The organism is Acidovorax sp. Leaf73 (assembly GCF_916855635.1).
Lineage (GTDB): Bacteria > Pseudomonadota > Gammaproteobacteria > Burkholderiales > Burkholderiaceae_C > Acidovorax > Acidovorax facilis.
In genome coordinates this window covers 161,881-175,691 of the sequence record NZ_CAKASI010000008.1, presented here as the reverse complement: position 1 = coordinate 175,691, position 13,811 = coordinate 161,881, and the positions used below count along the sequence as shown (strand labels likewise).

Below are 13,811 nucleotides of genomic sequence, written 5' to 3'. Positions count from 1 at the left end.
CAACCATCGGAGAAACAGCACCATGCAATCTGGCATCACCGTTTGCCGCACCGCCATCGCACACGCGGCCCTGCTCGCCCTGTGCGGCGCGGTCCATGCGCAGCAGGCCACACCCACGGTCCCCACCGCACCCGCGGCGCCCACTGCAGAGAAGGCCCTGGCCCCCGTCACCGTGAGTGCGGGCGCCGAGCAGGAAAGCCCCACCGCACCCGTCACCGGCTTCGTCGCCAAGCGCGCCCTCAGCGCCACCAAGACCGACACCCCGCTCATCGAAACCCCGCAGGCCATCAGCGTGATCACCCGCGACCAGATGGAGGCCCAGGGCGTGCAGACGCTGCGCCAGGTGACGGCGTACACGGCAGGCGCCGTGTCCAACTATTTCGACAGCCGCGTGGATAGCTTCAGCGCACGCGGCGGCACCGTCAGCCAGTACCAGGACGGGCTGCTGCGCACCTACGGCACCTACAACACCAGCCGCCCCGACCCGTACACGCTGGAGCGCGTGGAGTTTCTGCGCGGGCCCACGTCGGTGCTGTATGGCCAGGGCAGCGTAGGCGGTGTGCTCAACCTCACGAGCAAACGCCCGCAGGCCGAAACGCTGCGCGAAGTGCAGGTGCAGCTGGGCAACAACAACCGCAAGCAGATTGCGGCCGACATGACCGGCGCCCTGGACAAGGACGGCCAGTGGCTCTACCGCCTGGTGGCCGTGGGACGCGACAGCGGCTCGCAGGTGGATCATGTGAGCGACGACCGCATGGTGCTGATGCCATCGCTGACGTGGAAGCCCAATGCCGACACGTCGCTGACGCTGCAGGCCCTGCACCAAAAGGACAAGAGCGGCTCGCTCATCGGCTTCTTTCCGTGGCAGGGCACGCAGCTGGCCAGCCAGTACGGCCAGATCCCGCGCAACACCTTCATCAGCGAGCCGGGCTGGGATGCGTATGACACCACCAACAACTCGTGGGGCTACCTCTTTAGCCACCGCCTGAACGGCGACTGGACGGTGCGCCAGAACCTGCGTCGCACCGTGAGCGAGGTGGACTACCGCACCATCTACACCAGCTTTACCGCCAACGCAGCCACGGGCCGCCCAGCACGCCCCGTGTTCAACGCGGACAACCGCACCGTGGTGCGCGACGCGGTGTGGAACATCAACACCGGCCGCATGTTGCTGATCGACACGCAGCTGGAAGGCAAGCTTAAGGCAGGCAGCACCGAACACACGCTGCTGGCGGGCCTGGACGTGCAGCGCAACCACACGGGCCAGCAGGCCTGGCGCGCCGTGGCGCCCGCCATCGACGTGTACAACCCCGTGTACGGCAACTTCACGCCGCCCACCGCGTCGCAGCTGGTGCGCCAGCCCAGCGTGGAGCAGAAGCAGCTGGGCTTTTACCTGCAGGACCAGATCAAGTGGGATCGCTTCACCGCCACGGTGGGCCTGCGCCACGACAACGCCAAGACCGACACCGAAGGCCGCCCCGCAGCTGCGGTGAACGACAAGGCCTGGAGCAAACGCGCTGGCGTCACCTACCAGATGGATGGCGGGTGGGCACCGTATGCGGGCTACTCCGAGTCGTTCCAGCCCCTGGGCGGTGTGGACGCCTATGGAACGCCTTACAAGCCCCAGCGCGGCGAGCAGTGGGAGGCCGGTGTGAAGTGGCAGCCGCCTGGCCAGGGCATCAACGCCTTTGCCGCCGTCTACCAGCTGCGCGAAAAGAACCGCAAGACCACCGACCCGGGCAACCCGCTCAACAGCCTGCAGATCGGCGAGGTCAAGGTCAAAGGTTTTGAGGCCGAGGTGCAAGCCAGCCTGGCGCGCAACTGGGACTTCACCGTGGGCTACGCCTTCACCGATGCAAAAATTGCCCGCAGCAACACCGGCGACCAGGGCCAACCCGTGGCCAGCGTGCCCAAGCACACCGCATCGGCCTGGCTGAGCCACCGCTTCGCCAGCGAAGGCCGTGGCGGCTGGACGGTGGGCGCTGGCGTGCGCTACACCGGCTCGCAGTGGAGCGGCACCAGCGCCATCAGCACCCCGGCTGCCACGCTGGCCGACGCCATGGTGGCGTATGACGCAGGCGACTGGCGCGTGGCCTTCAACGTGGTGAACCTGGCGGACAAGGTGCACATCACGCAGTGCCTGGCGCGAGGGGATTGTTTCTATGGGCAGGCGCGGACGTACACGCTGACTTCGACGTATCGGTTCTAACGACTGGAAGGGGCACCCCAAGCGCACTGGGGGTACGCCGTGGGGTGCCCCAACTTAGCCCCCACTCTGCCTCGGCATTCATGCACACAGCAGGCGTGAAGTGGAGGTGGGCGGGTTACCGCACCGCCCACCTGTTCAGTCCCACTACACTGGGCGTTGGCGTTCACTTCACCCAACCCATGCAACCCCATTCGAAGCCCTCCAAAGTGGCCGCGCTGGTTCCGGCGTGGCAGTCTTCGGCGTTCATTCAAGCAACCCTCGACTCTCTCTCAGCCCAGACTTACCCACACCTGGAAGTCATCGTCTCTGTCGATGAGTGCAATGATTCGACCTATGAGATTTGCATCGCCCATGCTCAGAAAGATTCTCGTTTCCGAGTAATCCGCCAATCGCAGCGGCTAGGGTATGTGGGCAACTGCAACTTTTTGCTCAATCAGGCCGAAGCTGATTACGTACTTTTTGCATTTCATGATGACATCCTGAACCCTGACTACATCACGCTGCTGGCAGAAGTGCTTGACGCACGGCCAGAGGTCGTCATGAGTTATTCGGACGTTCACCTCACAAACACCAACGGAACGGAAGAACACTGGGTATTCACCGAACTTGAAGGCGTTCGTGACCCGGTTCAGCGGGGTGTTCTCATGATGAGTGGAAAAAATAAATGGTGGGTGCCCAACCGAGGGTTATTCCGCCTTGGTCAAGCTCGGCAAATCAACGGCCTCAAAACCCACCACGCGGGAGAGTTTTCGGCAGACTGGCCATGGCTGTTCCATATGAGCCTTTTGGGAGAATTCGCACGGGTTCCCAAAACCCTGTGCTACAAGTATTACAAGCTTGGAAGCTTATCGAGAAGCTGGCAGTTTTCCAAACACCAGATCTATGAAGTTTACGCGGCCATAATGCGCGAAATATGGATTTCAGGCCTAACCACTGAGCAAAAGCTCACGCTTGCCAGTCCCTTGGCAAGATGGCTCTACCACAATAATCCTGATCGACTCGGCGAGGGCAAGTGATAAATACCACCGACCCGGCATCCTGTTCGAGCTGGTTTGGAGGGCGCGCTCGCCTGGTTGATCTCCCCATTCATTCAGACGAGCGTGGCAACCTGCTACCGCTCGACTTCGACAGCCTCCCGTTCATGCCACGCCGCGTATTCACCGTAACAGGCGTCCCCGCCGGCTCCATCCGGGGGGAGCATGGTCACCGCAGTGGGGAACAACTGCTCGTTTGCCTGCAAGGGAAAATCGACCTTTTGCTCAGAAAGGGGTACGAAGAAGCCACTACGGCGCTCACCCCAGCGGGGCCAGGCCTCCTTTTGGGCGCAGGCGTGTGGTGCCGCCAGACTTACCTCGTCTCGAATTCCGTACTATTGGTATTGGCCAGCGAACCGTATGATCCAGAGTCATATATATCCACCTGGAACTGATATAAATGCGAAAGACTCCCCGAATTGCCATCCTTGGCGCCGGAATCATGGGCTGTTCGACTGCGATATTTCTGGCCCGCAAAGGAATTGAAGTATCTGTCTTCGATATGGCAGAGCAACCATTCAGCGCAGCGAGCCGATGGAATGAAGGGAAAATCCACTTAGGCTGCCTCTACAGCGCAGATCCGTCCCTGAGCACGGCGGACCGTGTCATTCCCGGTGGGCTCAAATTTCGCCCCTTGATCGAGGAATTGGTCGGCACATCCCTCGCTCCAGCGATCACTTCCGAAGATGATCTGTACCTGTGTCACCGCAAATCCGTGACATCTGCAGCAGAAATGAAGACGTACATGGAGAAGGTCGTCGAGCGTGTACGCAATCACCCAGATGCGGCGCAATACCTGGCAGATGCGTCTGGCAGTCGGATTCACACGCTGAGCGCTTCCGAACTGGCTGGATTGACCTCATCGACAGAGATTGTTGCGGGCTTTCGGACTCCTGAGAGATCCGTTGACACAAATTGGGTGGCTGAACGATTCATACCTGCGATGGACGCAGAAGCATCGATCCAGCAGTTTATGAAAACCCGCATCACGGCGGTGCGCCCCGCAAAAGATGGGATCGACGGCAAGTGGGAAATTGAAACATCCGAAGGCATCTTTGGACCATTCGACTACGTCATCAACTCGCTGTGGCAAGGCCGATTGGCCATAGATCGGACTGCTGGGCTGGAGCCCACGGGAGTTTGGTCACACAGATACCGCCAGTCACTGTTCTTGCGCACCAAAGAACCGGTTCATACGCCTTGCGTGGTCATTGCCACCGGCCCCTTCGGAGACATCAAAAATTACAATGGGCGGGATTTTTATCTCTCCTGGTATTCCGATGGCTTGCGCGTGGACAGCTCCGATATTTCACCACCGGAGCCTCATTTGACTGCCCAGAACTTGGAGAACTTGCCAAACTCCATTTTCGACCATCTCCAATCCTTGTTACCGTGGGTAGCACAAATTCGCGAGCAAGCGGAGCGCTCCACCATTCAAGGCGGATGGGTCTTTGCTGTCGGGCAAGGTGTGCTTTCGGACCGAGATTCCACACTGCACTCCCGTTCGGAATATGGCATTCAAAGACTCGGAAACTATATATCCGTCGACACCGGCAAATACTCAACAGCACCCGCCATGGCCCGCGCCCTGGTAGAAGCGATTATCTAGCCACCTCAGAAATATCGTTCCTGATGGGCACCATATCCATCCGAGCATTTGATTGGTCCCAAAGTCTCTGAAGCCTGTCACGACTTGATCGTCGGAACTGCACGCGATCAGGCTTACACCACCCACACGCCGCGTTCTGGGCCTGCCGCCACAGAGCCCCTGTGCGCCGCATCGGTGCTCGCCCGGACGGGCCTGCACCATCGGCATCGACGAAGCGCCCGAGAGCCCAGCCGGGGCGCTCCAGGAAAAATGTTCCACTTTGTTGCACAGCACCAACACCCCCACGGGTAAAAGGTGTTTACCCCTGTGGCGGACATACAAATAGGCCATTAGCATCCCCCTCCGTTGCAAAGTGCAACGATCACATCACCACAGGCATCAAACTTGCTTGTAGCGACGGCCCGAAAGCATCACCCCTGTGCGTTTTTGGCCGGTGATTATTTGTCATCAAACAAAATTTGATTTAAGGAAACCTTGCTAATGAAAACGATTAACCGCTGCGCCCTCGCCGCGCTGGCCCTGGTGGGTACGTCTGCTGCCTTTGCACAGAGCAGCGTCACCCTGTACGGCCGGGTCAACACCACGTTCGAGCACCAAAAAGAAGGCAATGTGTCCAAGACCGGCCTGTTCAACAACTCCTCCCGCTTCGGCTTCAAGGGCCAGGAAGACCTGGGCGGCGGTTTGATGGCAGGCTTCCAGCTGGAAAGCGGCTTTGACTCCAGCACCGGCGCCACAAGCTCCACCTTCTTCGGCCGCCAGAGCGAAGTGAACCTTGCCGGTGGCTTCGGCATGCTGCGTCTGGGCAACTTCACTTCGGAGTCCTACTACGCCACCGCTGACTTCATCAGCAACCACAACCACGACACCGGTTCGTCGTCGGATGCGCTGTACGCCTACCCTGCCCGCGACGCAAACAAGATCGCCTATCGCGCCCCCAGCCTGGGCGGCGCCACGTTCGAAGCCGGCTGGGCCATGCATGAGCAAGCCAGCGGCACCGGCGGCAAGAACAGCCTCGACCTGGCTGCCAACTACGAGATCGGCAAGCTGGGCCTGGGCGCCGGTTACTCCAAGCTGGACGACCAGAACCAGTTCGCGGTGCGTGCTTCGTACTCGACCGGCCCCTTCGTGGTGGGCGCCTACGTGCAGCGCGACAAGAACGTGTTTTTCGCCAACGGCGGCAACCGCACCAACGTGCGCCTGTCGGGTGCCTACATCATGGGCGTGTCGGAATTCCACCTGAACGTGGGCCGTGCCGGCAAGTACTCCAACGTGGCCGACAGCGCCGCCACCCAGTACACCGTGGGCTACAACTACAACCTGAGCAAGCGCACCAAGATCTACACGTACTACACCCGCATCAACAACAACCACAACGCCAGCTACGGCGTGGCCACTGCGGGCAACGACTTCAGCTCCTTCGCGATGGGTGTGCGCCACAACTTCTGATGGCCTGATCCCGCTGCTGCCCTAACTGGTGGGAGGGCAGACATACAGCTATTTACCCCCGCACTTCTTCGGAGTGCGGGGTTTTTTTACGCTACAGCATCCAGCTTTTTTGCAGCGGTTTTATTTGGCAATATTCTGCCGCACGAGTTTCGACGTTACGGGGTCGAAATAGGCCTCGACCATATTGCCACTCTTGAATCCGTATATTTCGTAGCAACTGCCATTGGCGATTTTGAATGTGGCGATTTTGTAGCCACGAAACTCCGCCAGCAGGCGCATTTCCGCCTCAGGCAACCACTGACTTCGCGGCTCCCGCGTACACACATCTTCAGTGCGCTCACGGCTGAAACTGGTTGGCCCCGCCGACTGGACGGGCGGCTTGTCGGCCTCCGCCGCAAGCGCGGACATAGCCAAGGCCAAGGCCCCCACCGCACTCGCAGCGGCGCTTCTCACAGCATGGTTCATCGACAGGCCTCCAATGGAATGATGGTTCCATGCTAGCCATGCCAGATTAATTTTTGCTTAATTCAATTGCTCCTGCAAAAAATATCGAATGCTTTGGTGCATTTTATTTTCACTCTTCAGAATTTCAATATCCCAAGTCCGCTTGATCCCTTTTGAGATGGCCGACATAAATGCGACGGTTTGGGATGGCGTGTCCTCAGCTGGTTTGCTGCGTTATTTTCCCAAGACAGCCACCTGCACCTCCGTGCGGATTTCAAACCCCAGGCTTTCGTACAAGGCAATGGCGGCTTCATTCGTGGTCCAGGCATGCAAAAAGGGCTGGTCCCCCCGCTGTTGAATGGCGTGGGCCACCACGGATGAAAGCCGGCGGGCATAACCGCGCCCTCGAAACTCGGGATGGACACACACGCCGCTCACTTCGGTGCCGCCTTCAAAACGCATGCGTTCACCCGCCATGGCCACCAGCACACCTTCGGACCGGATGCCCACAAAGCGGCCCATGGTGTGGGTGCGTGCAAGGAACGGGCCGGGCTCAGTCAACTGCGCCAGGGCCAGCATGGCGGCAGCATCGGCATCACCCAGCACGACGACGGCCTCCGCGCCGGGCTCGGCTGCGATAGCCCGCCCGGCCACCATCTGCACGCCCTCGGCGCGGCGAAGGGCCTGCAGCCCCTTGGGCACAGGCATGGGCTGCGCTTGCAGCACGAAGACCGATTCCCCCTCGGCCACCAGACCGGCCAGCGCGGCAAGGCTGGCGTCATCGGCGTCATCCCGGGCCGAAGCAAACAGGTTGACGTCCCGCCGGTAGCGCTTGGCCAGGTCGCCACCTTCTGCCAGGCCGGGAGTGGAGGTCAGCGATGCCCAGACGGGCCGGTCGAAGGGGTTGGTGGTGGTCATCGTGCTGTTTCCTTTCCTGGGGCACGGGGAGTTTTTTGGCGACGGCCTGTGGCGTGCTCTGCGGCGATGGTGGCAGCCGAGCGCTGCAGCAACGAGGTGCGAGCAAGCCCCGCCTCCAGCGCCGCCAACTGGTCCAGCAGGGGCCCTTCAAGCGACGAACACACCTGGGCTACGGAGGCTTCCAGCACAGGCCAGACATCGCGTTGCGCCCGCTGCACAAGGGCCTGGCCTTGCGAGCTGAGCGCCACGCGGCGCACACGCCGGTCACCCTCCACCGCCTCCGACTGCACCAGCCCGCTGTCTTCCAGACCTTTCAAGGAGCGCGTGACCACCGGCTGGCTGACACCGACGGCCTGGCTCAGCTCGCCCACGCCCAGCGCACCATGCCAATCCAGCGCCGCCAACAACGGGAAGTGCGCTGCAGGCATGTCGATGCCGTGTTGGGTGAGCAGTGCCTGCGTTTGCGCCTGCAGCGCCTCGCCAATGCGCTTGAAGCGGGTGCCGAGGGTGAGGAAGCCGAGTTCCTTGACGACGTCTTCGATCATGTTTTTTCCTTGGATATATATCATGATATGTATTTCACAGATCGCGTCAATCGATTTCTTCGCGGCTGCTTTGGCACTGCTTGCCAGACTGGTTCCAACGCGCAAAAACAAAAGCCTGCGGACGATCTCGCAGGAAGGCTCCTGAAAGATCGCCCGCAGGCTTTGACTGGGCTGCACCCGCAGCCGGGCTGCACCCGCAGCCGGGCTGCGCGCGACAGCCCAGCCGCGCCAGCTCTCCGGCGTTTCGTCCTTACACGTTCATGATCGAAACCAGGCGCGTGTTCAGGTGCGCCTCGATGGCCTCAGGGCCGCCTTCCGAGCCATAGCCCGAATCCTTCAGGCCGCCAAACGGCAGCTCGGCTGCGGGCGCGGCGGCCTGGTTGATCCACAACATGCCCACTTCCAGGCGCTGCGCCAACAGGTGCGCGTTCTTCAGCGACGAAGTGAAGGCATAACCGGCCAGGCCAAACGGCAGGCGATTGGCTTCGGCAATGGCGTCTTCAATCTTTTCAAACCCGCGAATCGCGGCCACGGGGCCGAAGGGCTCTTCATTCACGATGCGGGCCGACAGGGGCACGTCGTTCAGCACCGTGGGCTGGAAGAAGTTGCCTTCGCTGCCAATGCGCTCGCCACCCGTCACCAGCGTGGCGCCCTGCTGCACGGCGTCGGCCATCAGGTCGGCCATCGCTGTGATGCGGCGGGGGTTGGCCAGCGGGCCCATCTGCGTGCCGGCCGTGAGACCATCGCCCACCTTCAGGCCCTGCGCGTACTTGGCGAAGGCAGCCACGAAATCGGCACGGATGCTCTCGTGCACCAGATAGCGGGTGGGCGAGATGCAGACCTGGCCTGCGTTGCGGAACTTGGCCCCGCTGCCGATCTTGATGGCCAGTTCCAAGTCGGCGTCTTCCGCAATGATGACCGGGGCGTGGCCGCCCAGTTCCATGGTCACGCGCTTCATGTGCTTGCCGGCCAGCGCGGCCAGCTGCTTGCCCACGGGCGTGGAGCCGGTAAACGTGACCTTGCGGATGATGGGGTGCGGGATGAGGTAGCTGGAGATTTCAGCCGGGTCGCCGTACACCAGGCCGACGGTGCCCATGGGTACGCCCGCATCGGCAAATGCGCGGATCAGCTCGGCCGGGCTGGCGGGAGTTTCTTCGGGCGCCTTCACCAGGATGGAGCAGCCTGCAGCCAGCGCGGCGGCCAGCTTGCGCACCACCTGGTTGATGGGGAAGTTCCACGGCGTGAAGGCCGCCACCGGGCCCACCGGGTCCTTCAGCACCATCTGCGTGGCCTTGAGGTTGCGCGAGGGCACGATGCGGCCGTACACGCGCAGCGACTCGTCGGCAAACCATTCAATGATGTCGGCAGACGCCATGGTCTCGACCTTGGCCTCGGCCAGGGGCTTGCCCTGCTCCTGCACCATGATGGCGGCGATGGTGTCGGCACGCTCGCGCATCAGAGCGGCGGCGCGGCGCATGGTCTTGGCGCGCTCGGCGGCAGGGATGTCACGCCAGGCCTCGAAACCCTTCTGTGCCGCATCCAGGGCGCGATCCAGGTCCACCTTGGTGGCATGGGCCACACGGCCGATTTCTTTGCCAGTGGCGGGGTTGAACACGGCAAGGGTCTTGCCTTCGGCGGCGTCTTGCCACTGGCCTGCGATGAAGAGCTGGGTGTTGGGATAGGTCATGAGCGTTGGAGTCAGCCAAAAAAATCAAAAAAACGACTATACGCCTGCAGCGACGAAATCCCCCTGAGTCGCCTTCGTCGCCTTCCCCCACCGGGGGACAACGCCAGTGGCCAGGCGAAGCCTGCTCCGCGGCCTTCGGTGCTACGTGACGACATCAGCAGGTTGGAGAATCGCTGCGATGATGGGAGAGTTGTTGACGCAAGGAGATTGCATGCGAGAAGTAGTCCAAAGCCTCGAAGAGTCGCGCATCCGCGAAGTGGCCAACGAAGGCCTGGGGCGCAGCGATGTGCTGAAGTTCTGGTTTGGCGAGAGCGACGAGGTGACGCCCGACTTCATCCGCGATGCGGCCATTGCGTCGCTGCAAAAGGGCGAGACCTTTTACGCCCACAACCTGGGCCTGCCCGAACTGCGCCACGCGATTGCGGGCTACATGCACGGCCTGCACTCGCAGCAGCACACCGATGCGTGGTTCGACCGCATCGCAGTGACGTCCGGCGGCGTGAACGGCCTGATGGTGGCCGTGCAGGCCCTGGTGGACGCGGGCGACGAGGTGGTGCTGGTCACCCCCGTGTGGCCCAACCTGGTTGCGCAGCCGCGCATTTTGGGCGCACAGGTGCACACCGTGCCGCTGGTGGCGGATGCAGACGGCGCGTGGCGCCTGGACATTGGTGCGCTGCTGGCCGCCATCACGCCAGGCACGCGCCTGCTGGTCGTCAACGCGCCCAACAACCCCACAGGCTGGACACTGACGCGCGAGGAGCAAGCCACCATCCTGGCGCATTGCCGTCGCACGGGCACCTGGATCCTGGCGGACGAGGTGTACGAGCGGCTGTACTACGCGGGCGACACGGCCAATGGCGCGGCCCCCAGCTTTCTGGATGTGGCCGAGCCCGAGGACCGGCTGATCGTGACGCACAGCTTTTCCAAGAGCTTTTTGATGACCGGCTGGCGACTGGGCTGGCTGGTGCTGCCGCCATCCATGACGCCCGCCGTGGGCAAATTGATCGAATTCAACACCTCGTGCGCGCCGGTGTTTGTGCAGCGCGGGGCCACGGTGGCGCTGCAGCGCACGGATGAGGTGACGCCTGCGCTGGTGAACCATTTACGCAACTGCCGGGACACGCTGGTGCCGCTGCTGGCCGATGTGCCGGGAGTGTCGGTGGCCACGCCGCGTGGGGGCATGTATGCGTTCTTTCACATCGACGGGCATGACGAGTGTTTGACGCTGGCCAAGCGGTTGGTGCGGGAGGCGGGGTTGGGGCTGGCGCCGGGCAGTGCGTTTGGGGGGGAGGCGTCGGGGTGGTTGCGGTGGTGTTTTGCGAGCCGGGATGTGGGGCGGTTGGGGGAAGGGGTGGAGAGGTTGAGGGGGTGGTTGAAAGGGTGATGGAAAGGGATTTTTGAACGTTTTTGGCTGCTGGCGCCTGTGGAATATACGGTAGTAGCTATTGTTTTTATAGTCGTTAGTCTTGCTCCTGCCGCTCGGGCTGAGCTTGCCGAAGCCGGGGGAAGCTCGTTCTCCGGTTTGAGCGGCGTGCTTGGGTTGAGGGCGGAGGCCGGGTTGTCGCCCCGGCGGGCGAGTCCCTTTCTTTCGCGTCGCCGAAAGAAAGGAACCCAAGAAAGGGCGACCCTGCTGTCTGCGACCCCTTCGCTGCGCTCCGGGGCAACCAGGGGTACTCGGTCACGGGGTGCACCGCAGAACTCGCTGCGCGCCTGCGGCGCTCCGCTCGAACAACTGCGGTGAGTCAGATCACGAAGCATGCGCGCGAAGGCGCGCATGCCACCCCGCGCCCTGCGCGCCCCAGGCGCATACAGAAGGGAACCCGCGAATCGGGCATCCACACGAGCCATCGCTTCGCTCGGCCCCCTCTCGCGGGCGCAAGCGCCACGCGCTGCGCAGGCAGGGCCGAGCGAAGCAATGGCTCGTGGGGCTGTTCGGCTGTTGGATGTTCGGCTGTCCACCCCCTGCTGGCTGCGCCTGCGGCGGGGCGGTCGCGGGGTGGCACGCGCGTCGTAGCGCGCGTGCTTCGTGCTCTGACTCGCCGTGGTTGTCCGAGCGGCGCGCGCAGCGCAAAGCGATTTCCACGGCGCACCCCGCAATCGACACGACGCAGGTTTGCCCCGTAGCGAAGCGCAGGGGTCGCAGACTGGGGGTCGCCTTTCTTTGGCTCACTTTTCTTTGGCGAAGCAAAGAAAAGTGAGTCGCCCGCCGGGGCGACAACCCGGCCTCCGCCCTCAACCCCAGCATGCTTTTCAAACCAGCACGCCCCAGCTTCGACAAGCTCAGACCGAACGGCCCAAGTCAACCCCAGTAGCTACAAAAATAATAGCAACCTCCGCTTGATAGATAAGCGCCAGCAGCCAAAATCACTCAAAAAACCTACTGCGCCACCTGCGCCACCTTCACAGCAGGCTGATCCCCCCACCCGCCTCCGAGCGCCCGAATCAACCCCACCGTCGCCACATACTGCGCCGTCCGCACCTGCAACTCCTGCCGCCGATTGCGCAATTCGCTGCGCCGCGCGTCCAGCAACTCCAGCTGACTCACCAAGCCATTGCGATACCGCACATCCGACAACTGCGTGGCCCGCCGCGCCGCAGTCACCGCACGCCCTTGCGCCTCGGCCTGGCCAGACAACAAGCGCAGCGAGGTCAACTGGTCCTCAACGTCACGAAACGCGTTGAGCACCTGCCCCCGATGGTCCGCCAGCGCAGCCTCCAGGCGGGCCTTGGCGCCCTCGATCTGTGCATCGCGCTGGCCGCCGTCAAAGATCGGCAGCGACAGCAGCGCACTCACGCCCCAGGCACGGGCCGACCACTTGAACAGGTCACCCAGCTCTGGCGACGCATGCCCCGCATTGCCGGTGAGCGTGACGGCCGGGAACCAGGCCTTTTGCGCCACGCCCACGCGCGCTTGCGCGGCCAGCACGGCAGTCTGCGCGGCAGACACATCGGGCCGGCGCGCCAGCACCGTCCCAGGCACGCCGGGCGGGATCACCGGCAACGCGGCGTCGCCCGTCGCGGGCGGCAGCACAAAACCACTGGCCACCTCGCCGGCCAGCACGGCCAGCGCGTTGGTCAGCAGGGCCTGCTGGCGCTGCAAGGCCAGGGCATCGGACTCGGTGGCCGCCACCTCGGTCTGTACACGGGCTACGTCCAGCTCGGCCACATCGCCGGCTTGCAGGCGGCGCTGTGTCAGGCGCAGGGTGTCCTGGTAGGCGGCCAAGCTCTCTTGCACCAGCACCTGCTCGGCCTGCACGGCGCGCAGCTGCAGGTAGGTTTGCGCCACATCGGCCTGCACCATAAGGCGCGTGCTCTGCAGCAAGGCCTCGCGCGTGTCGGCGTCCAAGCGCGCAGCGTCGCTGGTTTGCGAGAGGCGGCCGAACAGGTCCAGCTCGTACGAGGCATTGAGCCCCGCCGTGCCCAGCGTGGATGGCACCACGCTGCCCGTGCTGTTGGCACCGGCCTGGCGCGCAACGCCCGCCGAGGCGCCCAATTGCACCGAGCGCGCGGCGTCGGCAGAACGCAGCAGCGTGCGCGCTTCGGCCAGCCGCGCGGCGGCCTGCTGGATGCTGGTGTTGGCCTGGCCCGCGCGCTGCACCAGGTCGGCCAGCACCGGGTCTTGAAAGCCCAGCCACCACTCGCCGCGTGGCTGTGCCTCGGCGGGGGCGGCGACCGTCCAGGGGGCGGCGGGCAGCGCGTCGCCACCTGCGGTGAAACTGGTGGGCACGGGCACGCCCGCATGCGGCGCGGGAGCCACGGGCTGGGTCATGCAACCGGCCAGCACCAGGGCGGCGGCCAGGGGCGCCAGCAGGCTGCGCTTGCGCACGCCAAAGGCAGCACCCTCGGTGGAGTTTTTCTTCAATAGCAAATCGGTCATGGTTGTTCTCCTGCCCCAGTCGTTACGCCCGCTGCATTCGGC

General features: G+C 63.1%; 11 protein-coding genes. 6 read left to right on the top strand and 5 right to left on the bottom strand.

Annotated features, from left to right (window positions below; genetic code table 11):
• The first annotated feature begins 22 nt into the window (after positions 1–22).
• From LPA35_RS24080 to LPA35_RS24065, 5 genes are all read left to right on the top strand, one after another.
• Positions 23–2,209: a TonB-dependent siderophore receptor gene (locus LPA35_RS24080; RefSeq protein WP_228899504.1), complete on the top strand. Its 2,187-nt coding sequence runs from the start codon at positions 23–25 to the stop codon at positions 2,207–2,209.
• A gap of 179 nt (positions 2,210–2,388) precedes the next feature.
• Positions 2,389–3,225 (top strand): glycosyltransferase family 2 protein, encoded by an 837-nt coding sequence (locus tag LPA35_RS24075; RefSeq protein WP_228899501.1) that lies wholly within the window; start codon positions 2,389–2,391, stop codon positions 3,223–3,225.
• Positions 3,222–3,638 (top strand): FdtA/QdtA family cupin domain-containing protein, encoded by a 417-nt coding sequence (locus LPA35_RS26230; protein WP_370641509.1) that lies wholly within the window; start codon positions 3,222–3,224, stop codon positions 3,636–3,638. The genes LPA35_RS24075 and LPA35_RS26230 overlap by 4 nt, the downstream gene beginning before the upstream one ends.
• Positions 3,639–3,643: 5 nt before the next feature.
• Positions 3,644–4,852, top strand: coding sequence for an FAD-binding oxidoreductase (locus tag LPA35_RS24070; protein WP_228899499.1), 1,209 nt, complete (start codon positions 3,644–3,646; stop codon positions 4,850–4,852).
• Between the two features lie 480 nt (positions 4,853–5,332).
• Positions 5,333–6,298 (top strand): porin, encoded by a 966-nt coding sequence (locus LPA35_RS24065; protein WP_055399553.1) that lies wholly within the window; start codon positions 5,333–5,335, stop codon positions 6,296–6,298.
• Between the two features lie 120 nt (positions 6,299–6,418).
• On the opposite strand, the gene LPA35_RS24060 is transcribed toward LPA35_RS24065, so the two are convergent.
• The 4 genes from LPA35_RS24060 to LPA35_RS24045 form a co-directional block, all read right to left on the bottom strand.
• Positions 6,419–6,763 (bottom strand): PepSY domain-containing protein, encoded by a 345-nt coding sequence (locus tag LPA35_RS24060; RefSeq protein WP_228899497.1) that lies wholly within the window; start codon positions 6,761–6,763, stop codon positions 6,419–6,421.
• A 213-nt stretch (positions 6,764–6,976) separates the two neighbouring features.
• A complete protein-coding gene (locus LPA35_RS24055; RefSeq protein ID WP_228899496.1) occupies positions 6,977–7,660 on the bottom strand; it encodes a GNAT family N-acetyltransferase in 684 nt (227 codons plus the stop codon).
• Positions 7,657–8,205, bottom strand: a complete 549-nt coding sequence (locus tag LPA35_RS24050; RefSeq protein WP_228899492.1) for a MarR family winged helix-turn-helix transcriptional regulator — start codon at positions 8,203–8,205, stop codon at positions 7,657–7,659. Before LPA35_RS24050 ends, LPA35_RS24055 begins: the two co-directional genes overlap by 4 nt.
• Positions 8,206–8,455: 250 nt before the next feature.
• Positions 8,456–9,892 carry an NAD-dependent succinate-semialdehyde dehydrogenase gene (locus LPA35_RS24045; RefSeq protein WP_228899490.1) on the bottom strand — a complete coding sequence of 479 codons (1,437 nt, stop codon included), beginning with the start codon at positions 9,890–9,892 and terminating at the stop codon, positions 8,456–8,458.
• 211 nt (positions 9,893–10,103) lie between these two features.
• On the opposite strand from LPA35_RS24045, the gene LPA35_RS24040 reads away from it, so the two are divergent.
• Positions 10,104–11,276: a pyridoxal phosphate-dependent aminotransferase gene (locus tag LPA35_RS24040; protein WP_228899479.1), complete on the top strand. Its 1,173-nt coding sequence runs from the start codon at positions 10,104–10,106 to the stop codon at positions 11,274–11,276.
• Positions 11,277–12,269: 993 nt separating this feature from the next.
• On the opposite strand, the gene LPA35_RS24035 is transcribed toward LPA35_RS24040, so the two are convergent.
• Entirely contained in the window at positions 12,270–13,769 is a 1,500-nt protein-coding gene (locus LPA35_RS24035) for an efflux transporter outer membrane subunit (protein ID WP_228899472.1), read from the bottom strand.
• Positions 13,770–13,811 lie beyond the last annotated feature (42 nt).

Bases quoted from the DNA above. Each gene is read 5' to 3' on its own strand.
- LPA35_RS24055 (WP_228899496.1), bottom strand. From the start codon at position 7,660: ATGACCACCACCAACCCCTTCGACCGGCCCGTCTGGGCATCGCTGACC.
- LPA35_RS24075 (WP_228899501.1), top strand. From the start codon at position 2,389: ATGCAACCCCATTCGAAGCCCTCCAAAGTGGCCGCGCTGGTTCCGGCG.
- LPA35_RS24045 (WP_228899490.1), bottom strand. From the start codon at position 9,892: ATGACCTATCCCAACACCCAGCTCTTCATCGCAGGCCAGTGGCAAGAC.
- LPA35_RS24040 (WP_228899479.1), top strand. From the start codon at position 10,104: ATGCGAGAAGTAGTCCAAAGCCTCGAAGAGTCGCGCATCCGCGAAGTG.
- LPA35_RS24060 (WP_228899497.1), bottom strand. From the start codon at position 6,763: ATGAACCATGCTGTGAGAAGCGCCGCTGCGAGTGCGGTGGGGGCCTTG.
- LPA35_RS24035 (WP_228899472.1), bottom strand. From the start codon at position 13,769: ATGACCGATTTGCTATTGAAGAAAAACTCCACCGAGGGTGCTGCCTTT.
- LPA35_RS24065 (WP_055399553.1), top strand. From the start codon at position 5,333: ATGAAAACGATTAACCGCTGCGCCCTCGCCGCGCTGGCCCTGGTGGGT.
- LPA35_RS24050 (WP_228899492.1), bottom strand. From the start codon at position 8,205: ATGATCGAAGACGTCGTCAAGGAACTCGGCTTCCTCACCCTCGGCACC.
- LPA35_RS24080 (WP_228899504.1), top strand. From the start codon at position 23: ATGCAATCTGGCATCACCGTTTGCCGCACCGCCATCGCACACGCGGCC.
- LPA35_RS24070 (WP_228899499.1), top strand. From the start codon at position 3,644: ATGCGAAAGACTCCCCGAATTGCCATCCTTGGCGCCGGAATCATGGGC.